This is a genomic window from Natronococcus jeotgali DSM 18795, from assembly GCF_000337695.1.
GTDB classification, from domain to species: Archaea; Halobacteriota; Halobacteria; order Halobacteriales; family Natrialbaceae; genus Natronococcus; species Natronococcus jeotgali.
This window is the reverse complement of sequence record NZ_AOIA01000116.1, coordinates 118,545-140,335: the sequence shown is the minus strand read 5'-3', so window position 1 is coordinate 140,335 and position 21,791 is coordinate 118,545. Positions and strand designations below refer to the sequence as shown.

Annotated in this window: 23 protein-coding genes and 2 pseudogenes; 22 read left to right on the top strand and 3 right to left on the bottom strand. The window is 67.5% G+C overall.

The genetic code is table 11. From position 1 onward, the window contains the following. Window positions 1–185 (top strand): annotated as a pseudogene (locus C492_RS12925) (RNA ligase); the annotation flags it as partial. Window positions 186–188: 3 nt separating this feature from the next. On the opposite strand, the gene C492_RS12920 reads toward C492_RS12925, so the two are convergent. Then, window positions 189–869 carry an MBL fold metallo-hydrolase gene (locus tag C492_RS12920; protein WP_008424223.1) on the bottom strand — a complete coding sequence of 227 codons (681 nt, stop codon included), beginning with the start codon at window positions 867–869 and terminating at the stop codon, window positions 189–191. A 46-nt stretch (window positions 870–915) separates the two neighbouring features. Further along, window positions 916–2,079 (bottom strand): cystathionine gamma-synthase, encoded by a 1,164-nt coding sequence (locus tag C492_RS12915; protein ID WP_008424221.1) that lies wholly within the window; start codon window positions 2,077–2,079, stop codon window positions 916–918. Window positions 2,080–2,311: 232 nt separating this feature from the next. On the opposite strand from C492_RS12915, the gene C492_RS12910 reads away from it, so the two are divergent. The 15 genes and pseudogenes from C492_RS12910 (at window position 2,312) to C492_RS12845 (ending at window position 14,637) form a co-directional block, all read left to right on the top strand. Further along, a complete protein-coding gene (locus C492_RS12910; RefSeq protein WP_049893044.1) occupies window positions 2,312–3,754 on the top strand; it encodes a selenium-binding protein SBP56-related protein in 1,443 nt (480 codons plus the stop codon). A 97-nt stretch (window positions 3,755–3,851) separates the two neighbouring features. After that, window positions 3,852–4,622 carry a hypothetical protein gene (locus C492_RS12905; protein WP_152424910.1) on the top strand — a complete coding sequence of 257 codons (771 nt, stop codon included), beginning with the start codon at window positions 3,852–3,854 and terminating at the stop codon, window positions 4,620–4,622. Window positions 4,623–4,730: 108 nt separating this feature from the next. Then, window positions 4,731–5,039: a 50S ribosomal protein L21e gene (locus C492_RS12900; protein WP_008424215.1), complete on the top strand. Its 309-nt coding sequence runs from the start codon at window positions 4,731–4,733 to the stop codon at window positions 5,037–5,039. Window positions 5,040–5,044: 5 nt separating this feature from the next. Beyond that, the gene (locus tag C492_RS12895) at window positions 5,045–5,401 is read left to right on the top strand and encodes an RNA polymerase Rpb4 family protein (RefSeq protein WP_008424214.1); all 357 of its coding nucleotides are present in this window, start codon (window positions 5,045–5,047) and stop codon (window positions 5,399–5,401) included. Window positions 5,402–5,446: 45 nt separating this feature from the next. Then, entirely contained in the window at window positions 5,447–6,037 is a 591-nt protein-coding gene (locus tag C492_RS12890) for a DUF655 domain-containing protein (protein ID WP_008424213.1), read from the top strand. A 109-nt stretch (window positions 6,038–6,146) separates the two neighbouring features. Continuing rightward, window positions 6,147–6,620, top strand: coding sequence for a universal stress protein (locus C492_RS12885; RefSeq protein WP_008424212.1), 474 nt, complete (start codon window positions 6,147–6,149; stop codon window positions 6,618–6,620). Window positions 6,621–6,715: 95 nt separating this feature from the next. Beyond that, complete coding sequence (locus tag C492_RS12880) at window positions 6,716–7,555, top strand: 16S ribosomal RNA methyltransferase A (RefSeq protein WP_008424211.1); 840 nt, start codon at window positions 6,716–6,718, stop codon at window positions 7,553–7,555. A 79-nt stretch (window positions 7,556–7,634) separates the two neighbouring features. Next, window positions 7,635–8,789, top strand: coding sequence for a mechanosensitive ion channel family protein (locus C492_RS12875; RefSeq protein WP_008424210.1), 1,155 nt, complete (start codon window positions 7,635–7,637; stop codon window positions 8,787–8,789). Then, the gene (locus tag C492_RS12870) at window positions 8,790–9,383 is read left to right on the top strand and encodes a HemK2/MTQ2 family protein methyltransferase (protein WP_008424209.1); all 594 of its coding nucleotides are present in this window, start codon (window positions 8,790–8,792) and stop codon (window positions 9,381–9,383) included. A gap of 164 nt (window positions 9,384–9,547) precedes the next feature. Continuing rightward, window positions 9,548–10,552 (top strand): hypothetical protein, encoded by a 1,005-nt coding sequence (locus C492_RS12865; protein ID WP_008424208.1) that lies wholly within the window; start codon window positions 9,548–9,550, stop codon window positions 10,550–10,552. Further along, window positions 10,549–11,616: a methionine synthase gene (locus C492_RS12860; protein ID WP_008424206.1), complete on the top strand. Its 1,068-nt coding sequence runs from the start codon at window positions 10,549–10,551 to the stop codon at window positions 11,614–11,616. The genes C492_RS12865 and C492_RS12860 overlap by 4 nt, the downstream gene beginning before the upstream one ends. 120 nt (window positions 11,617–11,736) lie before the next feature. Further along, window positions 11,737–12,564 carry a ZIP family metal transporter gene (locus tag C492_RS12855; RefSeq protein WP_008424205.1) on the top strand — a complete coding sequence of 276 codons (828 nt, stop codon included), beginning with the start codon at window positions 11,737–11,739 and terminating at the stop codon, window positions 12,562–12,564. 251 nt (window positions 12,565–12,815) lie between these two features. After that, a pseudogene (locus tag C492_RS12850) lies at window positions 12,816–13,298 on the top strand (nitroreductase family protein); the annotation flags it as partial. Between the two features lie 174 nt (window positions 13,299–13,472). Further along, window positions 13,473–13,628: a hypothetical protein gene (locus C492_RS23015; protein WP_008424203.1), complete on the top strand. Its 156-nt coding sequence runs from the start codon at window positions 13,473–13,475 to the stop codon at window positions 13,626–13,628. A 49-nt stretch (window positions 13,629–13,677) separates the two neighbouring features. After that, window positions 13,678–14,637, top strand: a complete 960-nt coding sequence (locus C492_RS12845; RefSeq protein WP_008424202.1) for a carbohydrate kinase family protein — start codon at window positions 13,678–13,680, stop codon at window positions 14,635–14,637. Between the two features lies 1 nt (window position 14,638). Here the strand turns inward: C492_RS12845 and C492_RS12840 are convergent, their stop codons facing one another. After that, window positions 14,639–15,463 (bottom strand): hypothetical protein, encoded by an 825-nt coding sequence (locus C492_RS12840; protein WP_008424201.1) that lies wholly within the window; start codon window positions 15,461–15,463, stop codon window positions 14,639–14,641. A 132-nt stretch (window positions 15,464–15,595) separates the two neighbouring features. Here C492_RS12840 and C492_RS12835 point away from each other — a divergent pair, with 132 nt between their 5' ends. The 6 genes from C492_RS12835 (at window position 15,596) to C492_RS12810 (ending at window position 21,717) form a co-directional block, all read left to right on the top strand. Beyond that, window positions 15,596–16,672 (top strand): TrmB family transcriptional regulator, encoded by a 1,077-nt coding sequence (locus tag C492_RS12835; RefSeq protein WP_008424200.1) that lies wholly within the window; start codon window positions 15,596–15,598, stop codon window positions 16,670–16,672. A gap of 151 nt (window positions 16,673–16,823) precedes the next feature. Continuing rightward, complete coding sequence (locus C492_RS12830) at window positions 16,824–18,299, top strand: extracellular solute-binding protein (protein ID WP_008424199.1); 1,476 nt, start codon at window positions 16,824–16,826, stop codon at window positions 18,297–18,299. A gap of 2 nt (window positions 18,300–18,301) precedes the next feature. Continuing rightward, window positions 18,302–19,321 carry a carbohydrate ABC transporter permease gene (locus C492_RS12825; RefSeq protein ID WP_008424198.1) on the top strand — a complete coding sequence of 340 codons (1,020 nt, stop codon included), beginning with the start codon at window positions 18,302–18,304 and terminating at the stop codon, window positions 19,319–19,321. Between the two features lies 1 nt (window position 19,322). Further along, window positions 19,323–20,321, top strand: coding sequence for a carbohydrate ABC transporter permease (locus tag C492_RS12820; protein WP_008424197.1), 999 nt, complete (start codon window positions 19,323–19,325; stop codon window positions 20,319–20,321). A 3-nt stretch (window positions 20,322–20,324) separates the two neighbouring features. Beyond that, window positions 20,325–21,521, top strand: coding sequence for an ABC transporter ATP-binding protein (locus C492_RS12815; RefSeq protein ID WP_008424195.1), 1,197 nt, complete (start codon window positions 20,325–20,327; stop codon window positions 21,519–21,521). Then, entirely contained in the window at window positions 21,514–21,717 is a 204-nt protein-coding gene (locus C492_RS12810) for a hypothetical protein (protein WP_049893048.1), read from the top strand. Before C492_RS12815 ends, C492_RS12810 begins: the two co-directional genes overlap by 8 nt. Window positions 21,718–21,791 lie beyond the last annotated feature (74 nt).

Below are 21,791 nucleotides of genomic sequence, written 5' to 3'. Positions count from 1 at the left end.
CCGTCCGCGCCAGCCACGAGACGATCGAGGCCTTGCTCGAGCACCTCCTCGATCAGGGATTGACTCTCGAGATCGAGGCCGACCGCCGCGAGGACGGCGATCGGGTTCTCACCTTCCGCAAACGGGTCCAGTCGAGCAACGACAAGATTCGAAACTACCTCGAGGGCCACGTCGTCCAGGAGTGACCGTCACTCCCGAAGGGCGGCGTGGATCTCCGCGATCCGCTCGTCGTCGGCCTCGACGTACCCGCCGTGGAAGCAGACCACCTGTCCGACCTCGAGGGCGGCGAGGCGACCGACCGACTCGGCGGCGCGCTCCATATCGGGCGTGAACTCCGGCTTCGGGCCGGAGAGCGGTTCGTCGCCGTCAGCGACGAGCGCGTCGCCTGCCAGCAGCAGGTCGTGGTCCGAGAACTGCAGGGAGACGTGCCCCGGCGCGTGGCCGGGGATCTCGACGATCTCCATCGGGCCCGCGACGGTGGGCACGCGGGCGCCACCGACGAGCTCGAGGTCGACCCCGACCGGGCGGTAGTCGTCGCCGTCGCCCTTGATCGGGTCCCGGTCGCCGCGGACGTACGGCGCCTCCTCGGGGTGGGTCGCGACGACCGCGTCGGTGCGCTCGAGCAGTTCCGCGAGCCCGCCGACGTGGTCGCCGTCGTGGTGGGTGACGACGACACACCAGACGTCCTCGAGGTCGAATCCCAGCTCGCGGAGGTGGGTCCGGAGCCCGTCGACGGCGCCGGGCGGGCCGACGTCGATCAGCACCAGCCCGCGGTCGGTCTCGACGGCCGAGGGGGTGACGGTCAGTTCGCGGCCGCCGTAGTCGACGGTGATCGGGAGCGCGTAGACGCCCGGGTCCTCGTCTGTCATGGCTCGCGATTCGGCGAGGCGGGAGGAAAGCGTTGCGTCCCGTCGTTCAGTGCAGCGCCGACTCGATCGCCGTCTCGAGGTCGGTGATCAGGTCGTCGGCGTGCTCGATTCCCACCGAGACGCGGACGAGGCCGTCGGTGAGCCCGGCCTCGAGTCGCTCCTCGCGGGGGATCGCGGCGTGGGTCATCGGCGCGGGCTGTTCGATCAGGCTCTCGACGCCGCCGAGGCTCTCCGCGAGGGTGAAGACCTCCGTGTTCGAGACGACCTCGCTCGTCTCCTCGAGGCTCGCGTCGAGTTCGAAGCTCAGCATCCCGCCGAAGTCGTCCATCTGCTCGCGGGCGATCCCGTTGCCGGGGTGAGAGTCGAGTCCGGGGTAGTAGACCCGATCGACGTCCGGGTGATCGTCGAGCCACTCCGCGATGGCGCGGGCGTTCTCGCAGTGACGATCCATCCGGACGGGCAGGGTCTTGGTCCCCCGGAGGACGAGGAAGCTCTCGAAGGGGCCCGGCGTCGCGCCGACGGAGTTCTGGTAGAAGCCCAAGCGCTCGTCGAGGTCCGCGTCGTCGGTCAGCAGGGCGCCCCCGACGACGTCGGAGTGACCGCCGAGGTACTTCGTCAGCGAGTGCGAGACGATGTCGGCGCCCAGCTCGAGCGGACGCTGCAAATACGGCGTCGCGAACGTGTTGTCGATCGCACAGAGCGCGTCGTGGGCGTGGGCGATCTCGGCGGCGCCCTCGATGTCGACGATCGACATGAGCGGATTGGTCGGGGTCTCGAGCCACAGCAGTTCGGTCTCATCGCGAAACGCCGCCTCGATGGCGTCGAGATCGGTCATGTCGACGAACGAAAAGTCGACGTCGTAGTCCTCGTACACCTGCGTGAAGATTCGGTGGGTGCCGCCGTAGACGTCGTTGCCCGTCACGACGTGGTCGCCGGACTCGAGCAGGTTGAGGACGGTGTTGATCGAGGCCATCCCGCTGGCGAAGGCCCGGCCGTACTCGGCGTTCTCGAGGGAGGCGAGGTTCGCCTCGAGGTCGGTTCGAGTGGGGTTTCCGGTCCGGGAGTACTCGTAGCCGCGGTGTTCCCCGGGGGCATCCTGCTCGTAGGTCGAGTTGGCGTGGATCGGCGTCATCAGCGCGCCGGTCTCCGCGTCGGGTTCCTGTCCGGCGTGGATCGATCGGGTCTCGAACCGGAACTGGTCGTCGTCCATACCCGGGCCGACGCGGCGAAGGTAGGTGATACTGACGAATACGCCGCGAGTCCCGCGTCACGCGGACTGTCGCGGCTTGGCGACCGCCGTTCCGTTCCACGTGATCGCCCTCCGGAGCGTACCCACCCGCCTCCTTGCCACGGCGTACCGTCCCATTAAAATACAGGACCGAACTAATGTAACTAGTTATCCATACTATTTGTTTATGCTGCTTGGCGGCGGAATATACTGCATGGGTTCCAGTTCAGATCACGCCGGCCACGCTCACGGTCACCACGACCACCGCGTCAGTGACGTGGGCTACGAAACGCCCCAGGCCGCCATCGAGCAAGCGGCTCGCGAAACGATCGCGTACGTGCCGGCGCTGTACGTCGGTACGGACGTCGACGCGCCCGACATGCTGGCCGTCGTGGACCTCGATCCCGACTCCGAGACGTACTGCGAGATCGTCGACCGAATCGAGATGCGCGTCAAGGGCGACGAGTTACACCACTTCGGCTGGAACGCGTGTTCGTCGTCCTGCCACGTCGAGGGGGCACAGCGGCGGTATCTCGTCGTTCCCGGGAACCGCTCGTCCCGGATCTACGTCGTCGACACCGACGACCCGCGACACCCCGAACTCGAGACGGTCGTCGAACCCGAGGCAGTCTTCGAGCACGACCTGTCGGCACCCCACACCGTCCACTGCATTCCGGACGAGAAGATCATGATCAGCATGCTCGGGAACGCGGACGGCGATCTTCCGGGCGGGTTCCTCCTCCTGGACGCGGACTTCGAGGTCGAAGGGCGGTGGGACGCGCCCGGCGACATCGAGATGAACTACGACTTCTGGTACCAGCCGCGCCGGAACGTGATGGTTTCCTCCGAGTGGGCCGCCCCCGCGACCTACCAGCCAGGGTTCGACCTCGAGGACGTCGAGGCCGGAAACTACGGCCGGAAGCTACACTTCTGGAACTGGGAGGATCGGACCGTCGAGCAGACGATCGACCTCGGCGAGGAGGGGCTCGTCCCGCTGGAGGTCCGCTTCCTGCACAGTCCCGATTCCGAACACGCCTACGTCGGTGCCGCGCTCTCCTCGAACATGTTCCACCTCTACAGGGAGAGCGCGGCGCGCGGCGCCGCGGACGGGGCGAGCGGTGACGAACCGCGAGCCGGCGGTGAGTGGCGGGCCGACAAGGTCATCGACGTCGAGCCGCGCGAACACGAGGACTGGGACATGCCGGTGCCGGGTCTCATCACGGACCTCGTGGTCTCGATGGACGATCGCTACCTGTTCTTCTCGAACTGGCTCCACGGCGAGGTCCGCATGTACGACATCTCCGACCGGGCGAACCCGCGGCTGGTCGATACGGTCTCCGTTGGCGGGCTCTTCGGCGACCGCAGAGAGGTAGCGGGGCGGACGATCAACGCCGGCCCGCAGATGCTCCAGCTCTCGCTGGACGGCGAGCGCCTGTACTTCACGACGTCGCTGTACTCGAGCTGGGACGACCAGTTCTTCCCCGAGGAGGCCGAGCAGGGCTCGGTCATGCTGAAAGTCGACGTCGACCCCCGCGAGGGAACGATGGTCCTAGACGAGAAGTTCCTCGTCGACTTCGGTACCCTCCCCAAGGGGCCGGCCCGCGCCCACGAGATTCGGTGGCCCGAGGGCGACTGCACGAGCGACATCTGGATGTAGCAGCAGCGGTCGAACGACAGACGTGGGGTCCACGATCGCTCCCCCTGCCATCACCGTCTATGATCGACGAATGAAACGCCAGTACCGAAACCAGCCCATGAGAGTCCGTCGAGCGACCGCCGCGATCGCCCTCGCGGTTCTCTCGATATGGCCGGCGGTCGTCGGCGCCCACGGCGCGGAGGCGGGCGCGCAGGGCCAGGCTTCGACGGTTCCGTTCGCCGTGGCGATCGGCGTTTCGACGGTTCTCAGCGTCTCGATCGGGCTCGGAGCGGCGTGGTACTACCGGTCGAGACTCGTCGCCGAGTCGGGTCACGGGTCGGAACCGCGGGTCGAGGTGACAGTGCTGCTGGTCGTCCTCGGAGTCGTCGCGCTGCTCTCGGCCGTTACGCAGCAACCGACCGTGGCGGTCGGCGGCGCGGCGCTCGGAGGGTCGATCGCGTGGGTCGATCGAACCAGCGGCGTTTCGGCCTACGGCGGCTGCGCTGACGCCGCCTTCGGCGCGGTACTGCTTCACCGGACCGTCGAGGGAGTCCTCGTCGCGGGCGTCTACACCGCGAGCGCCGCGTTCGGACTGGTCGGGTTGGCGTTGCTGACGGGACACGCCGTCGGAGAGACCGTCGCGATCGCCGGGCTGTACGCGGCCGTCGGTCGGGGCTGGGTGATCGCCAGCGTCGTCGCGATCCACCTCGGGTTTCTCGTCGGGTCGCTGACGGGCTACTACGTTACGGGGCTGCTGTCGGCACCGGTCGAGACGATCGTTCTCGCGGGCGTCGGCGCCGTCCTTCTCGTCGCGGGCGCGACGGAGGTCGCGGCGACGCGGCGGCGCCGGCGGCTCGAGGTCGCGCCGGACCCGCGTTCGGAACCGTGACGATCGACGGGCGCCACCGGGCTTTCGCCGGCCCGACTCGGCTCGGAACCGACGCGAGGGCGGAACGTGCGTTTTATAACCGTCACGAAGTAAGAGGGCCGTACGACTATGCCGAACTCTAATGGACCTCGCCAAGGGACCCGGGACAAGCTCTCGAACGATCCGCGAAGCCGCGGCGCCTCTCCGCCACAGCGGGCGATTCAGCAGTACGACGAGGGACAGAAGGTCCACCTGAAGATCGACCCGAGCATTCAGAACGGGCGCTTCCACCCGCGATTCGACGGCCACACCGGCGAAGTCGTCGGGAAGCAAGGCACCGCCTTCAAGGTACAGATCGACGACGGCGGCAAGGACAAGACGCTGATCGTCACGGCCGCCCACCTCCGCGCACAGGACCAGGACGAAGTCAGCGTCTGAAACGCATGACGATCTTCAAAGAGATCGTCGACGAGGAGTACCTGACCGTCTCGGAGACGAAGGAGCTCCTCGCCGACATCGAGGCCGAACGCGCGATGGACGAGGACCGAGAGCTGCGCTACGAACTCGCGCGAGCGATCGAGCACACGAATCGCTTCGCCGTCCTCGAGTCCGAGGAGTCCCGGCAGCTCGTCGCGGACCTGCAGGAACTCGAGTACGTCGACGAGCCGACCGCGTACAAGATCACCGACCTCCTCCCGCGAAACCGGGACGAGCTCCGATCGGTGTACGCCCAGCAGCGCTACTCGCTGTCGGGCGACGAACTCGACGAGATTCTCGACGTCGTCGCGCAGTACGCCTGACGGCGGGCCGATTCTTTAAGTGCGGCGTCGCCGTACCGTCACCCAATGAGCGAAGCCGACAGCGACGGGACGGACGTTCGCCGCGCAGTCGTGTTGGATTACCTCGCACACGGGCTCTCGGACGACGGCCGGCCGCAGTACGCGAAGTCGCCCGCGGGGTACGCCCTCGACGTCGAGGACTTCCGGCTCTACCAGGTCGCGTTCGACGAGGACACGCGGCTCACTATCGGCAGCGAGGTCGTCATCGAACCGACGGCGGAACGCGACGCCGTCGTCGAGTGTCAGGAAGTCGAGTACGAGGAACTCTCGTCGGGCGCCCAGACCGAACTCGAGTACGTCGTCGAGGACCTCGTCGAGGAAAACGAACAGCGGTTCGTCGACTTCTACAACGACGCCCAGCCGATCACGCTGCGGCTCCACCAGCTGAACCTCCTGCCCGGGATCGGCAAGAAGCTTCGCAACGGGATCCTCGAGGAGCGAAAGCGCAAGCCCTTCGAGAGCTTCGAGGAGCTCTCCGAGCGCGTCTCGGGGCTGCACGACCCCGGCGACGTGCTGGTCGAACGCATCCTCGAGGAGCTTCGCGACGACGACCTGAAGTACCGCACGTTCGTCGGCCGCCAGCAGGACGGGGAGTGAGTGCGGAATCGCGCGCGACCGCAGCCGTCGACGCCTTCGTCCGCCGTGGGGCGCCCCGACGCGTCCGCGGTCCCGCACATTTAAGAGACGACCGCGTCAATCGATACCAATGCTTTCGACGATTCTGCTCCCGGTGGGAACGGGCGACAGCGATCGGATCGACGAACTCGTCTCGCACGCGATCGACGTCGCCGAACCGGTCGACGCCACGGTCGTCGTGGCCCACGTCGTCGGTTCCGACGAGTACGACGACGACGTACAGAGCTACCCGGACGCCGTCGCGCAGATCGGGTTCGATATTCAGAGCCGGGACCTCCCGGCCGAGAAGGTCGCCCGGGAGACGAAACCGGTCGGCGAGATCGCCGACCGCCTCGAGGAGGCCGGGATCGACGTCGAGGTGCGGGCGTCGGTCGGCAACCGGGAGTCCGAGATCCTCCGGATCGCCGAGGAGGTCGGCGCCGACAACATCGTCGTCGGCGGGCGAAAGCGCTCGCCCGCGGGGAAGGCGGTGTTCGGCAGCACCGCCCAGAAGATCATGCTCAACGCGCCCTGTCCGGTGACGTACGTCCGCGACCAGTCGTAGTCGTCTCCGCTCGGCCGCGGTGGTCCGCCCTCGGGTCGCACCGACGCCGGAGCCGAGACGGTGCGTTTACACCGCCCCCGCCGCTAGCGGGGGCGATGAGAGATCCCGACGATCTGATCGCCCGCGCCGGCGTTCGCGGCGATCCGGACCGCGACCAGCACTTTCTGGTCGACGACCGCGTCCTCGATCGACTGCCGACGTACCTGACGGAACTCGGCGCCGATACGAGTCACGTCCTCGAGATCGGGGGCGGAACGGGCGCGCTGACCGACCGACTGCTCGCGATCGCCGACGAGGTAACCGTCGTCGAGCGCGACCGCGAGCTCGCGGCCTTCCTCCGCGAGGAGTTCCGCGAGGAGATCGACGACGAGCGACTGACCGTGATCGAGGGCGACGCCCTCGAGGTCGACCTACCCGACTTTTCGGCGTCGGTATCGAACCTTCCCTACGGCGTCTCGAGCGAGATCACGTTCCGGCTGCTGCCCGAGAAGCGCCCGCTCGTGCTAATGTTTCAACAGGAGTTCGCCGAACGGATGGTCGCCGAGCCGGGGACCGGCGAGTACGGGCGGCTCTCGGTGTCGACCCAGCACTACGCGGCGCCCGAACTCGTCGAGTCGATCCCGAAGGAGGCGTTCTCGCCGCCGCCGGCTGTCCGGAGCGCGGTCGTCCGACTCGAGCCCCGCGACCCCGACTACGCGGTCGGCGACGAGGCCTTTTTCCTGCGGTTCGTGAAGGCGATGTTCACCCAGCGCCGGAAGACGATCCGGAACGCGATCCGGAACACGGCCCACATCACGAACCTCGGCTCGCCCGACGCGGTCGTCGAGGCGGCCGACGACGAGCTCCTGCAGAAACGGGCCGACGCGATGACTCCGACGGAGTTCGCCGAGCTGGCGACGCTGTCCCTCGAGGTCGGCGAACCGGAGGACGGCTAATACAACCGAAACCGCCCGTGAAACGATCTCACCGACGGATACAGGTGGCTGGGTCGCCGACTCGAGCGGGAACGGAACGATGACCACAACAGTAGGCCTCGACTGGCTGTCCGACGTCTTCGAGGCGACGCCGGCCCGGATCGCGGTGACGCTTCTCGCGGCCAGCGCGTTGATCGCCGTGATCCTCTCGTTCCAGCAGCTTCAGGAGCGGCTCAGCGAGCGGCTGCGTCCGCTGTACAGCGACGTCGTCGCGACGGCGCTGCTGGTCGGCACCTGCGCGATCAGCCTGGCGGTGATCGTCGGCGTCTGGGGACAGACCAACAATCTGCAGTACCTCTACGCGGAGTACGACGTCGGCGGCGACGCCGTCGCCCGCGGCGTCTTCACGTTCGTCCTCGCACTCGCGGCGGTGATCGCCGTGCGGGTCGTCGAACGGGTAATCGAGGAGGTGTTCAGCTCCGCGTCGGCGGTGACGGCCCACCAGCGCGAGGTCACCCAGCGGCTCTCGCAGGTGATCATCCTGACGGTGGCGTCGATCGTCATCCTCGCACTGTGGGTCGACGACCTCGGCGGCCTGCTCGTCGGGGCCGGCTTTCTGGGGATCGTCATCGGGATGGCCGCCCAGCAGGTTCTCGGCACCGTCCTCGCGGGCTTCGTGTTGATGTTCGCTCGCCCGTTCGAGATCGGCGACTGGATCGAGGTGGAGGGCGATCAGGGGATCGTCACCGACATCTCGATCGTCAACACCCGCATCCGCTCGTTCGACGGCGAGTACATCATGATCCCCAACGACGTCATCTCCGCCGGGGTCGTCACCAACCGCTCGAAGCGGGGCCGCATCAGGGTCGAGGTCGACGTCGGCGTCGACTACGCGGCCGACGTCGCGCGGGCGAGCGAGCTGGCGGAGTCGGCGGTCGCAGCGCTCGAGGACTCCCTCGGGGCGCCCTCGCCGCAGGTCGTCACCAAGTCGCTTGAGGACTCGGCGGTGCTACTGGGGGTGCGGTTCTGGATCGACAAACCCAGCGCCAGACGGGAGGCCGAGGCCCGGAGCGCCGCGATCCACGCGATCAAAGCCGAGTTCGAGGACGCCGGAATCAAGATCCCCTACCCGCAGCGAGAGCTCAGCGGTCGCGAGGAGACCGGCGGCTTCCGGATCGGCGACGAGCGGACGGGGCAGGCGGAGACGGATCGGAAGTCGAACGAACGACGGTACGCGCCACCGGAGGACGAATAAATGGATCTTCAGGAACGACGCGGTATCGAAACGGACGTCTACCAGCCCGCCGAGGACTCGCGGTTGCTCGCGGACGCGGTCTGCGAGCGCCTCGCGAACGTCGGGGACGGTCCCGGCGGCGGTCGGACCGTCCTCGAGGTCGGAACGGGGTCGGGCTACGTCGCCGGCCGCATCGCCGCGGAGACCGACGCCCGCGTGATCGCCTCGGACCTCAACCCACACGCCGTGCGACAGGCTCGAGAGGTGGGGATCGAGACCGTTCGCGCCGACCTGGTCTCGCCGTTCGTCGACGGCGCGTTCGACGCCGTCGCCTTCAACCCGCCGTACCTGCCGACCGAGCCCGACACCGAGTGGGACGACTGGATGGAGCGGGCGCTGTCGGGCGGGGAGGACGGCCGGGCGATCATCGATCCCTTCCTCGCGTCGGTCGGCCGCGTCCTGGCACCCGGCGGCGTCGTCTACCTGCTGGTCAGCAGCCTCGCCGACGTCGACGCGGTCGCCGAGTGCGCCGGCGAGGAGGGCTTCAGCGCCGCCGCGGTCGCCGATCACTCCTTTCCCTTCGAGACGCTGACGGTGCTCGAGCTGTTTCGCTGACCGGGCTCGAGCGGCGGGTAGCGCGACGGTACTCGCCGACCGCGCCCCGCCTCGCGGCCGGAGCGGGGTCGGTCGGCGTCCCCGCGGAACCTGCAAGAATTACTGCTGCGTATTCCATCGTATGGAAAATATTAAGCCCCGGCATAGCCTAGCCGGGGTCACGAATGACCGACTACGTCTCGACCACGCCGGGGCTGTTCCCGCTCCCGGACTGGGCGAAAGAGGACCTCTCGGACTTGAAGGGACACCAGAAGGGCGACCTTATCGACGGCGACGAGGACGCGGAGATCGCCACGGCCTACGACGAGGCCCGCGAGGAAGTCGTCGGCGTCCAGCAGGAGGCCGGGCTCGACCGCGTCTCGGAGGGCCAGCTGCGCTGGGACGACATGCTTGCCCATCCCCTCGCCGTACACGACGCCGTCGACACCCAGGGGATCGTCCGCTACTACGACAACAACAACTTCTACCGCGACCCCGTGGTCCAGGGTGAACTGGACTTCTCCGGGGACGTCGCGGGCGAGCTCGAGGCCGCGGCCGAGTTCGTCGACGGCGACGACCTGCAGGCCGTCCTCCCCGGCCCGTACTCGCTCTCCGACCTCGCGACCGACGACCACTACGGCGACGAGGCCGAGTTCCTGGCGGCCATCGCCGACTTCCTCGCGGGCGAGGTCGACGCCTTCCCCGAGGTCGAGACGCTGTTCCTGCTCGAGCCGTCGCTGGTCGAATCGGCCCCCGAGGACGGCCTCGACGAGCGCGCCAGCGAGGCGATCGATCGGGTCGCGAGCGCGACCGACGCCGACGTCGTCGTCCAGCCCTACTGGGGCGCCTTAGAGGAGAAGGTCTACGCCCACCTGCTCGACGCCGATATCGACGCGGTCGGCTTCGACTTCGTCGCCGAGCGGGACGATAACGTCTACAACCTCCAGGAGTACGGCGCGACCGACGACGTCTCGCTGGGGCTGGCCGACGGCCAGAACACCCTCGTCGAGGAGCCCGAGGCGATCCGGGACCGCGTCGACTGGGTCTACGAGCAGATCCCGGTCACCGACTTCGAGACGGTCTACCTGACGACGAACACGGAGACGTTCTACCTGCCCTACGCCAAGTTCGAGGAGAAACTCGCCGCCCTCGCGGAGGCCGCCGAGATCGCGGAGGTGAAAGCAGCATGACGAACGAGAACAAGGATCAGTTCCGACCCGACGAGCACGAGAACGACAGCTTCCTGCTGACGACGGTCGTCGGCTCCTACCCGAAGCCCAAGTGGCTCAACCGCGCGAAGGAGCTCTACCAGGACCCCGACCACGGGTTCGACGAGGAGGACTACCAGGAGGCGAAAGACGACGCCGCCCGCCTCATCACGGACGAACACGAACGCGCCGGCCTGGACGTCGTCGTCGACGGCGAGATGCGGCGCAACGAGATGGTCGAGTTCTTCGCCCACCGCATCGAGGGCTACGAGTTCAACGGCCCCGTCAAGGTGTGGGGACACAACTACTTCGACAAACCCTCCGTGGTGAGCGAGGTCGAGTACGCGGATAGCTGGCTGGTCGACGAGTACGAGTTCACCGCGAGCGCGACCGATCGCCCGGTCAAGGTCCCGATCACGGGCCCCTACACCCTGGCGAACTGGTCGTTCAACGAGGCCTACGACGACGACGAGGAGCTGACCTACGACCTCGCCGACCTCGTCAACGAGGAGATCGAGAAGCTCGTCGACGCCGGCGCCCGCTACATCCAGATCGACGAGCCCGCGCTGGCGACGACGCCGGACGACCACGCCATCGTCGGCGAAGCCCTCGAGCGCATCGTCGCGGAAATCCCCGAGGAGGTCCGGATCGGGCTGCACGTCTGTTACGGCGACTACTCCCGGATCTACCCGGAGATCCTCGAGTTCCCCGTCGACGAGTTCGACCTCGAGCTCGCCAACGGCGATTACGACCAGCTCGACGTCTTCAAGGACCCCGAGTTCACGAAAGACCTCGCGCTGGGCGTCACCGACGTCCACGTCGGCGAGGTCGAAAGCGTCGAGCAGATCGAGCGCAACATCGAGAAGGGCCTCGAGGTCGTCCCGCCCGAACAGCTCGTCGTCTCGCCGGACTGCGGCGTAAAGTTGCTGCCCCGCGAGGTCGCCTACGGCAAGATGGCCAACATGGTCGAGGCGGCCCGCAACGTCGAGGCGAAACTCGACGCGGGCGAGCTGGATCGCGGCGCGCCCGCGACGGCCGACGACTGAACGCGACCCTGTAGTTTCTTTTCGTTCGACGTTCTACGAGGCGGTATGAATCGTCGAGCGCGGCGGCTGGCCGACCCGGACGCGCGAGCGAGACGCGCTCGGCTCCGGAGGCGATAGCGCGTGGTCGCCGATCCGTTCACGGGGCTGTTCGGCACCGACCCGGTCGTCCACGGCCTCGTCGGCGGGCTCGTCATCGCCGCGCTCAACCTGCTGGGCGCGTCGCTGATCTTCGTCTGGCGGAACCCCTCCGAGCGGGCGATGAACGGGGCGCTGGGCTTCGCCGCGGGGATCATGCTCGCGGCGAGTTTCACGAGCCTCATCATCCCCGGCGTCGAGACCTACGCCGACGGAAATCCGGTTCCCGTCCTCGTCGGCGTCGCCCTCGGCGCGCTGTTTCTGGACCGGTCGGACCTGCTCGTTCCCCACGCACACTTCCTGCTCTCGGGGCGACGACGGCCCGACGCCGCCGATCCCGGAACCGACCTCCCGGTCGACGACGACCGTCTCGCGGCCGTCGTCCTGTTCGTCCTCGCGATCACGCTGCACAACATGCCCGAGGGCCTCGCCGTCGGCGTCGGCTTCGGCAGCGGCGACCTCGAGACGGCGATCCCGCTGATGCTCGCGATCGGCATCCAGAACGTTCCGGAGGGGTTCGCGGTGTCGCTGGCGGCGGTCAACGCCGGGCTGAACAGGCGGTTCTACGCCGTGCTCGCCGGCGTTCGGTCGGGCGTCGTCGAGATCCCGCTGGCCGTCCTCGGCGCCTACGCGGTCCAGTCGGTCGCCGCCTTGCTCCCCTACGCGATGGGGTTTGCCGCCGGCGCCATGCTGTTCGTCATCAGCGACGAGATCATCCCCGAGACCCACGCGAGCGGGTACGAGCGCGTCGCCACCCTCGGGACGATCCTCGGGACAATCGTGATGCTGTACCTCGACATCGCGCTCGGATAGTTCGTCGACTCGACCTCGAGTCGGACCCCGTGCTCGGTTCATCGCGGTTCGCCGTCTCCCGCGAGTGGGCCGTGTGAACGCGAGCCGACGGCGCGACCGTTACCGGGTGACTCGAGCGTCCGGGAACAGTCATACGTCGCAGGCGTCTAGCCCGGCGTATGCAGGAATTCGCCGAGAGACGCGAAATCCGAGACGAGGTCGCCGACCACCGCGAACCCGACCAGTGAGACGATATCGAGCACGATGTATCAGCTCGGANCCTGCCGCTGTTCGAGGCCGCCCGGTGGGCGCCCTCGGCGTTCAACAACCAGCACTGGCGTTTCCTCTACGCGAGCCGCGAGGACGAGGAGTGGGACGCCTTCGCCGACCTGCTTTTGGGGGGCAACGAGGAGTGGGCGACCGACGCGGCCGTCCTCGTCGTGATCGTCTCGAAGACCACCTTCGACCACAACGGCGAGCCCGCGCCCGTCCACTCCTTCGACACGGGCGCCGCCTGGCAGAACCTCGCGCTCGAGGGAGCCCGCCGCGGCCTCGCGGTCCACGGGATGGCCGGCTTCGACTACGAGCGCGCGGCCGAGGTGCTCGACGTTCCCGAGGAGTACGAGGTCGAGGCGATGGCCGCCATCGGCGAGCGCGCGCCCCCCGAGAGCCTCCCCGAGGAACTTCGCGACCGCGAGGAGCCAAGCGACCGCAAACCCCTCGAGGAGATCGTTCACCGCGGCGGCTTCGAGTAACGGACCCGCGCTCGAACGGGAGCGTCGGCCCCGCTCCGAATCAGGCTGTACCTTTTCCGGTTTCTGGATCCGGTAGCTGGTAGATGACAGTGCCGGATCACGATCGCCGAACGGCCTCGAACCGGCGGGTACGGAGCGCGGTACCCGCCCGGAGCGAAGGCGCTGGTCGCGACGATGTACGGCGCGGGCGTCTCGAACCTCTGGCTCGCGTTCCTGTTCGCCAGCGTGCTCTCGATCTACGGCTTCGACGGGCGGGAGTTCGCGACCTACGCTGCCGCCGTCACGGCGTACGTCTCGGTCGTCGTGGTGGGACTCCTGCTCGTCTTCTGACCGGGGAAGGTCCGTAACGCCTTATCGCCGGGGGATTCAACGGGAACGTATGACACACGACATCCTGATCGCCGGGGAGACGCTGATCGATTTTCTGCCCGAGCGACCGGGTCCGATCTCGAGCGTCGAGGGGTTCGACCGACGCGCCGGCGGCGCGCCCGCGAACGTCGCCGTCGCGCTCGAGCGCCTCGAGCGGACGCCGCTGTTCTGGACCCGCGTTGGGGAGGACCCGTTCGGTCGCTACCTCGCCGAGACCCTCGCGGACCGCGGGCTGCCCGACCGGTTCGTCGAGCGCGACCCCGACGCGAAGACGACGCTCGCCTTCGTGACCCACGACGAGACGGGCGACCGCGAGTTCTCGTTCTACCGCGACGGCACCGCCGATACCCGCCTCGAGCCCGGTCGGATCGACGACGCGACCCTCGCGGACCTCGAGTGGGTCCACGCCGGCGGGGTCGCGCTCTCGGCGGGCTCCTCGCGCGAGGCGACGCTGGACCTGCTCGAGCGCGCCGCCGCCGCCGGCTGTACCGTCTCGTTCGACCCGAACGCCAGGCCCGAGCTGTGGGCCGACGACGCCGAGTTTCGCGACGTCGTTCGAAGGGCGCTCGAGTACGTCGACGTGCTGAAGGCCGCCGAGGAGGAACTCGAGGCACTCGGGTTCGCGGGCGCGGACGTCGAGGCGACGGCCCGCAAGGCCCTCGCGCTCGAGGACGGGCCGTCGACGGTGCTGGCGACGCGGGGCGGGGCGGGCGCCCTCGCGGTCGCCGACGCGGACGCCCCCTGGTCGGGTACCGCCAGCCACCCCGGCTACGACGCCGACGTCGTCGACACGACCGGGGCGGGCGACGCCTTCGTCGCCGGCGCGATCGCGGCGCTGTCGGAGGCGGCGGATCTCGAGGAGGCGCTCGCCTTCGCCAACGCCGTCGGCGCGGCGGCGACGACGGCCGCCGGCGCGATGACCGCGCTGCCGAACCGGGAGGCGGTACGGGAACTCGGGGACGACGAGTAGCTCAGCGCTCGCGGTCGAAGGTGAACAGGCGAACGTCGCAGTCCGGACAGAACAGCTTCTCCGCGGGCAGCGAGCCGATCGGCGTCACCTCGCCACAGCAGGTCGACTGCGTGATCTCGAGGGGGCCGTCACAGAGCGGACACGCCTCGAGCAGCGAGCGCAGCGGTTTGCCGGCGGCCCGACGGATCGCGGGATCGTCGACCCGCGACTCGAGGGCGCGGGCGGCGCCGAGTTCGGCGACGGCGATCTCCCGCCGGAGCGTGACGAGCCCCCCTTCGCCCTGCAGGACGAGGTAGGAGCGACCGAAGCTGCTGCCGACCCGGGCCTCGGTTTCCGACGCCGTGTGCTCGTCCGCGAGCGCGGCCAGCGCCTCGAGATCGCGCTCGCGCAGCGCGCGCATCTCCTCGCGCCAGTCGGTCCCGAACCCGTCCGCGAGGCGGAGCTGCTCGCCGTCGGGAACGACGACCTCGGCCTCGAGCAGCGCCGCGAGAACGTCCTCGCCCGGGATCGCGTCGTCGTCGCTCGCGGAGTCCGCGTCGGTCGGCACGCCCGAGAGCGAACCGGGCTCGTCGGGGTCGTGGGGATCGAGCGAAAGCGCGGCCGCCAGTTGCGGCGCGAAGCGTGGGGTGTAGGGAACGACGTAGCCGCGAGCGCCGATCGAGGCGAGTCCGACGGCGCCGACCGCGGCGGCGAGCAGTCGGCGGCGCGCGAGCGCGAGCGCGGCGACCGCGGCCGCGACCAGCGCGCCGTTCGTGATCGTACAGGGACAACACCGGTTCGAACCGGTGTACTCGGGGCGGCGAATCCATTCGAGAAGGCGACTCATACGGTCGCGTTTCCACCCGATCGCCTTCAGTGTAGCGCCAACGAGAGTCTTTTTTACAATTACCGTTGTACTCCGTTCTATGCGATTACCTATCACAGGACGCGAGCGACGGACCCGCGCGGTGATCGGGGAATGAACCCCGACGAGCTCGCGGCGACGCTCGAGGAGGCGGGGCTTTCGCCCTACCAGGCCGACGCCTTCGTGACGCTGCTCGAGCGGGGATCGGCCTCCGCGACCGACGTCGCCCAGGCGAGCTCGGTCCCGGATCCGCGGATCTACGACGTCCTGCGGGGGCTCGAGGAGCGCGGATACGTCGAGACCTACGAGCAGGGGAGTTTGCAGGCTCGAGCGCGCGATCCCACGGAGGTGCTCGACGACCTCCGCTCGCGGGCGACCCGGCTCGAGGACGCGGCCGAGGAGATCGAAACCCGGTGGACCCGACCGGATATCGAGGATCACGCCGTCAGCATCGTCAAGCGGTTCGACACCGTTCTCACCAGGGCCAACGAACTGATCAGGTCAGCCGACCACCAGATTCAGATCGGGCTCACCCCCCCGCAGTTCGACGCGCTCGAGGACGCCCTCGTGGCGGCCCGGGAGGCCGGCGCCGACGTGAAACTGTGCCTGTTTCCGGAGACGGCCGCCGAACCGTCGCTGCCAGCGGCCGAGCGACTCGCCGAGGCGTGCACCGAGGCCCGGTACCGCCGCATCCCCGCACCGTTCGTGGCGCTGGTCGACCGCTCCTGGACGTGTTTCGCGCCGAACCGACACTCGGCCAACGAGTACGGCGTCCTCGTCAACGACCGCACTCACGCGTACGTCTTCTACTGGTACTTCAGCACCTGCCTGTGGGACGTCTACGAGCCCGTCTACTCGGCCCGGGACGACGAACTCCCGACGACGTACGTCGACATCCGGGAGGCGCTTCGCCGGATCGAATCGCTGCTCGAGGAGGGACGGCGGATCGAGGCCACCGTCGAGGGGTTCGAGACGGACACCGGGCTCGAGACGACCGCCTCCGGAACGGTGACGGACGTCGACTACACCGGCCGCTCGAGCGGGGACGGGGGGGCGGTGCCGATCACGCAGTTCGCGGGGAAGGCCGCGTTCGCGCTCGAGCGCGACGGCCGAACGCGCACCGTCGGCGGCTGGGGGGCGATCGTCGAGGACGTCGAGGCGGTCCGGATCACCCTCGAGTCGGCGACCTGAGGTCGATCGCCGCCGGATCGGACGATCCGCGGCCCGTCGAGCCCCGAGGGGGCGATCGACCCTTGTTGCTCGGGCCGAGTGTGAGAAGTTAACTACATCCGTTGTACCCAAGGCAGCAATTATAAATAGGTACAATTCAATATTACAGTTCATGAGTGACAGATATTCACGGGGGCGTACCGAAAGCGAATCAAGCGTCTCGCGACGGACGTTCGTCGCCGCGGCCGGCGCGACCGGGGCGACGGCCAGTCTGGCAGGGTGTATCTACGGGGACGGCGGCGACGGGGACTCCGTCGTCATCGCGATGGGATCGACGACCATCAGCGACGTCGAGGACGGGATGCCGGACCTGCTCTACGAGAACGGACTAGACGAGGAGATCGACATCTCCTTCAGCTCCCAGTCGGACGATACCGGCGACCAGCGCGACGCCTACTCGCAGCTGATCGAGGCGGGCGAGTCCGAGCCGGACCTCATGATGTGCGACACGGGGTGGACGAACGTGCTCGTCGAGAACGGCTACCTCGCGAACCTCTCGGAGGAGCTCGACGACGAGACGCTGAGCCTGATCGACGAGGAGTACTTCGAGGCGTTCGTCGGTACGGCCCGCGATCCGGAGAGCGAGGACCTCATGGCGCTCCCACTGTTTCCGGACTACGGCTGCCTGTACTACAACAAGAGCTACGCCCGCGAGGCCGGCTACGACGACAGCGACTTCGAGCAGTGGTCGACCGAACCGATGAGCTGGCAGGAGTGGGCCGAGATCACCCAGGAGATGGTCGACGCTTCCGACGCCGAGACCGGGCTGGCGACCCAGTTCGACATCTACGAGGGAACCTCCTGCTGTAGCTTCAACGAGGTCATGACGTCGTTCGGGGGTGCCTACTTCGGCGGCGAGGAGAACCTCGGCGGTCCCGTCGGCGACCGACCCGTTACCGTCGACGAGCAGGAGTTCATCGACGCCCTCGCGATGATGTACACGTTCGTCGCGGACGGCCAGGACGAGAACACCCTCGAGGAGTACCCGACCGGGATCGCGCCGACGGACATCACGTCCTGGGGCGAGGAGGGCTCCCGCGAGCCGTTCTCGTCGGGCCGGACCGCGATGCTTCGAAACTGGCCGTACATCGTTCCGACGACGCTCAACGGGGACGACTACCCGTTCGAGGGTCCCGACGACCTCGGCGCGATGCCGATCCCCTACGCCGTCGAGGAGGGCGAGGCCGCCCAGCCTGGCGCCGGCGGAACCGCGTCGGCCCAGGGCGGCTGGCACATCGGCCTCAACCCCAACTCCGAGCGGACCGAGGAGGCCGTGCAGGTCATGCAGGCGATGACCGAGGACGACTTCAATCTCGGCATGCTCGAGCTGGTCGCCTGGCTTCCCCCCAAACCCGCGCTGTTCGAGGACGAACAGGCGACGAACCCCGACTCCGTCGGGCCGATCGGGAACTACATGGAGACGCTGCGCGTGGCCGGGGAGAACGCGATGCCCCGCCCCGTCACCGAGCAGTGGCCCTCCCAGGCGGAGATCATCGCCGAGCAGCTCAACCAGGCCGTCGCCGGAGACGCGACTCCCGCGGACGCGGCGGCTGAGCTCCAGTCGGCACTCGAAGAAAGCGAATCGTAAGCATGAGCACGGAACAAAAGTCGGATACCGCGAGCCGGGAGTCGCGGCGGTCGGGACCGCTCGTCGCGATCACGCGGTGGCTCGAGAACCTGGGAGAGACCGCGTTCGCGTACCTGCTGCTGGTGCCGGTGTTCATCATCCTGGGATCGATCGCGCTGTATCCGCTGTTGCGAACCTTCGAGCTGTCGATGTACGTCAACGTGCTTGGCACCGGCGATCCGGAGTTCGTCGGGTTCCAGAACTACGTCGACATGTTCACCGGGGAGCGCGATCCGGACTTCCCGGGATCCACGACGTTCCTGCCCGAGGTGACTACGAGCTCGAGTTTCCCGTTCGTCCACGTCGAGGGCTGGTTCCGGAGCGCGCTGATCGTGACGCTTCTGTTCACCGTCGTGAGCGTCTTCTTCGAGACGGTCATCGGGTTCGGACAGGCGCTGATCCTCGACCGTGAGTTCCGGGGACGGCGTCTCGTCCGCGTTGCGATCATCATCCCGTGGGCGATCCCGCTGGTCATCCAGGGAATGATCTTCTACCTGATGTTCCACCCGAGCACCGGGTTCCTGACGGAGTACCTCGCGAACGCGGGGATCCTCGCGCCGACGAACACGCTCAACGACCCGCTGAGCGCGCTGATCATCGTCACCATCGCCGACATCTGGAAGACGACGGCGTTTATGGCGCTGTTGATCCTCGCGGGCCTCCAGAGCGTCGACCGAAGCCTCTACGACGTCGCGAAGGTCGCCGGCGCGAGTCGCTGGCAGCAGTTCAGGCTGATCACGCTGCCGCTGGTCCTGCCGGCGGTCGGCGTCGCCGTCCTCTTCCGGACGATCGACGCGATGCGGATCTACGGGCTGGTCGACATCACCTCGAGCTGTACGGTCGTGCCGTCGCTGTCGTGTATGGTCGTCGAGACGTTCAACACGAACCGCGGGCTGGCGTCGGCGATCGCGTTCGTGACGGCGGGGATCATCGGCGCCCTCGCGATGATCGTTATCTACAGGCAGTTCAAGGAGGGATTCTGAGATGGCTACGACAACCGAATCGCGATCCGATTCGACGGATTCCGACGACGGCGTGCTCGCGCGATGGACACAGGGCGTCATCGGGGACGACGAGAAGCGCGCCCGGCTCTACCGGGCGCTGTTTTACGTCGCGTCCGCCTTCTTCCTCGTCACGACGCTGTTCCCGTTCTACTGGCTGTTGGTGCTCGCGATCACGCCGAACAGTTCGATCCTCACGGGCGACTGGTCGCTCCCCGTCGTCGGGATCGAGTTCCCGCACCCTCAGGGGTTCAACCCCGAGGCGTTCGTCGACGTGTTCCAGCAGGTCCCGTTGCACCTCCACGTGTTCAACAGCTTCGTCCTCGCCACCGCAACGACGATCATCGTGCTTCTCATCGCGAGCCTCGCCGGCTACGTCTTCGGCCGCCTCGAGTTCCCCGGGAAGGGACCGCTCATGCTCGCCGTGTTGATGATCTCCTATTTCCCGCCGGCGGCGTTTCTCATCCCGCTGTTCGACGCGTTCCTCGGGAACGCCGTCGTGATCCCGTTTCTGGGAATCGAGCTGTTCCAGCCGCCGCGGCTGGTGAACACGCCGGGGTCGATGATCCTGCCGTTCAGCGCGCTGTTCATGCCGCTGGCGATTTTCATCCTCACGACGTTTTACTCCCAGATCCCCGACGGACTCGAGGACGCCGCCCGCGTGGAGGGAACGACCCGCCTGGGTGCGCTCTTTCGGGTCATCATGCCGCTGTCGGCGCCCGGCGTCGCGACCGCGGCCGTGTTGACGTTCATCTCGGTCTACAACGAGTACTTCTTCAGTTCGATCATGGCCCTGGAGAACGTCCCCGAGAACTGGTCGCCGCTGGTCGGCGCAATTCTGAGCTACCAGGACCAGTACACGACCGACTTCAACCTCATGGCGGCGGCGAGCATCGTCGGGGTCATCCCGATCCTGATTCTCGTCATCGTCGCACAGGAACGAATCGTTAGCGGACTAACTGCGGGCGGACTCAAGGAGTAACACATGGCACGCGTATCACTCAACAACGTCACGAAGCGCTACGAAGACGTCGTCGCGGTCGACGAGATGAACCTCGATATCAAAGACGGGGAGTTCGTCTGTTTCGTCGGCCCCTCGGGCTGTGGAAAGTCGACGACGATGGAGACCATCGCCGGCCTCACCAAGCCGACCGAGGGAACGATCCGGATCGGCGAAACCGACGTCACCAATCTGCCGCCGAAGGACCGGGGGGTGTCGATGGTCTTTCAGAACATCGCGCTGTTCCCCCACATGGACGTCTACGAGAACATCTCGTTCGGACTTCGGCTTCGGAAGTACGATCAGGACGAGATCGACCGCCGAGTCGAAGACGCCTCGGAGATCGTCCAGCTCCAGGGGATGCTCGACCGCGAGCCCAACGAGCTCTCCGGTGGCCAGCAACAGCGGGTCGCGATCGCCCGCGCGATCGTGCGCGACCCCGACGTCTTCCTGATGGACGAGCCGCTGGCGAACCTGGACGCGAAACTGCGGGTCCACATGCGGACCGAACTCCAGCGCCTGCACAAGCAACTGGACACGACGATCATCTACGTCACCCACGACCAGGCCGAGGCGATGACGATGTCCGATCGGATCGCCGTCCTCAACGCGGGACAGCTTCAGCAGATCGACCCCCCGCTTACCTGTTACAACGAGCCCGCGAACCTGTTCGTCGCCGGCTTCATCGGCTCGCCGTCGATGAACTTCACGGAAGGCGAACTCGTCGACGGCGGCATTACGACCAAACACTTCGACATCGAGTTCGATACGGCCGAACTCGGCGTCGATCCCGGCCACGAAATCACGGCCGGCGTCCGTCCAGAGGACATCCACCTCACCAGAAACGACGACGATATCGATCACTCCTCCGAAGTGATCGAGGCGACGACGGACGTCCTCGAGCCGATGGGCGACGAGATCTTCGTCTACCTCTCGCTGGACGGCACCAGCGGCTCCTCGATGACCAGCGACGAGGCCGCGAGCGCCGCCAACCAGCTGCTGATGAGCGTCGATCCCGACACCGAAATCGACGAGGACGAATCGATCTCGGTCGTGCTCGACCGCTCGAAGATCCACCTGTTCGACACCGCGTCGGGCGACGCGCTGGCACACGGCGTCGTCGACCTCTCGGAGGCCGAGCGAACGAAGGCGGCGGCCGAATCCGGTGGTCAGCGTGAGTAGCCTCGTTCCCGTCGTCTACTACGGGGGCGGTCTCGTGTTGTTTTTCTTCTGGATCTACGGGATCGTCTCGTTCGCTCTGGACGTGAAGAACAAGGTCATCCCCGGCATCAGGCAGTACCGCCGCGGGCGCAAGCGCCAGCAGGCAAAACAGGAACGCGAGCAGGAACAAAACGAGCAGGAACAGCAGCTGTACTGAGCGGGGGTGCGGACCCGTCGCGGATTCGCCGTCACGGATCGAGGAACCGTCCCGATCGAACCTGCATCGAGCGC

Coding starts and splice junctions, on each gene's coding strand:
- C492_RS12920 (WP_008424223.1), bottom strand. CDS start 869: ATGACAGACGAGGACCCGGGCGTCTACGCGCTCCCGATCACCGTCGAC.
- C492_RS12875 (WP_008424210.1), top strand. CDS start 7,635: ATGACCACAACAGTAGGCCTCGACTGGCTGTCCGACGTCTTCGAGGCG.
- C492_RS12880 (WP_008424211.1), top strand. CDS start 6,716: ATGAGAGATCCCGACGATCTGATCGCCCGCGCCGGCGTTCGCGGCGAT.
- C492_RS12905 (WP_152424910.1), top strand. CDS start 3,852: ATGAGAGTCCGTCGAGCGACCGCCGCGATCGCCCTCGCGGTTCTCTCG.
- C492_RS12835 (WP_008424200.1), top strand. CDS start 15,596: ATGAACCCCGACGAGCTCGCGGCGACGCTCGAGGAGGCGGGGCTTTCG.
- C492_RS12915 (WP_008424221.1), bottom strand. CDS start 2,079: ATGGACGACGACCAGTTCCGGTTCGAGACCCGATCGATCCACGCCGGA.
- C492_RS12845 (WP_008424202.1), top strand. CDS start 13,678: ATGACACACGACATCCTGATCGCCGGGGAGACGCTGATCGATTTTCTG.
- C492_RS12820 (WP_008424197.1), top strand. CDS start 19,323: ATGGCTACGACAACCGAATCGCGATCCGATTCGACGGATTCCGACGAC.
- C492_RS12870 (WP_008424209.1), top strand. CDS start 8,790: ATGGATCTTCAGGAACGACGCGGTATCGAAACGGACGTCTACCAGCCC.
- C492_RS12815 (WP_008424195.1), top strand. CDS start 20,325: ATGGCACGCGTATCACTCAACAACGTCACGAAGCGCTACGAAGACGTC.
- C492_RS12895 (WP_008424214.1), top strand. CDS start 5,045: ATGACGATCTTCAAAGAGATCGTCGACGAGGAGTACCTGACCGTCTCG.
- C492_RS12840 (WP_008424201.1), bottom strand. CDS start 15,463: ATGAGTCGCCTTCTCGAATGGATTCGCCGCCCCGAGTACACCGGTTCG.
- C492_RS12825 (WP_008424198.1), top strand. CDS start 18,302: ATGAGCACGGAACAAAAGTCGGATACCGCGAGCCGGGAGTCGCGGCGG.
- C492_RS12890 (WP_008424213.1), top strand. CDS start 5,447: ATGAGCGAAGCCGACAGCGACGGGACGGACGTTCGCCGCGCAGTCGTG.
- C492_RS12885 (WP_008424212.1), top strand. CDS start 6,147: ATGCTTTCGACGATTCTGCTCCCGGTGGGAACGGGCGACAGCGATCGG.
- C492_RS12865 (WP_008424208.1), top strand. CDS start 9,548: ATGACCGACTACGTCTCGACCACGCCGGGGCTGTTCCCGCTCCCGGAC.
- C492_RS23015 (WP_008424203.1), top strand. CDS start 13,473: ATGTACGGCGCGGGCGTCTCGAACCTCTGGCTCGCGTTCCTGTTCGCC.
- C492_RS12830 (WP_008424199.1), top strand. CDS start 16,824: ATGAGTGACAGATATTCACGGGGGCGTACCGAAAGCGAATCAAGCGTC.
- C492_RS12860 (WP_008424206.1), top strand. CDS start 10,549: ATGACGAACGAGAACAAGGATCAGTTCCGACCCGACGAGCACGAGAAC.
- C492_RS12900 (WP_008424215.1), top strand. CDS start 4,731: ATGCCGAACTCTAATGGACCTCGCCAAGGGACCCGGGACAAGCTCTCG.
- C492_RS12910 (WP_049893044.1), top strand. CDS start 2,312: ATGGGTTCCAGTTCAGATCACGCCGGCCACGCTCACGGTCACCACGAC.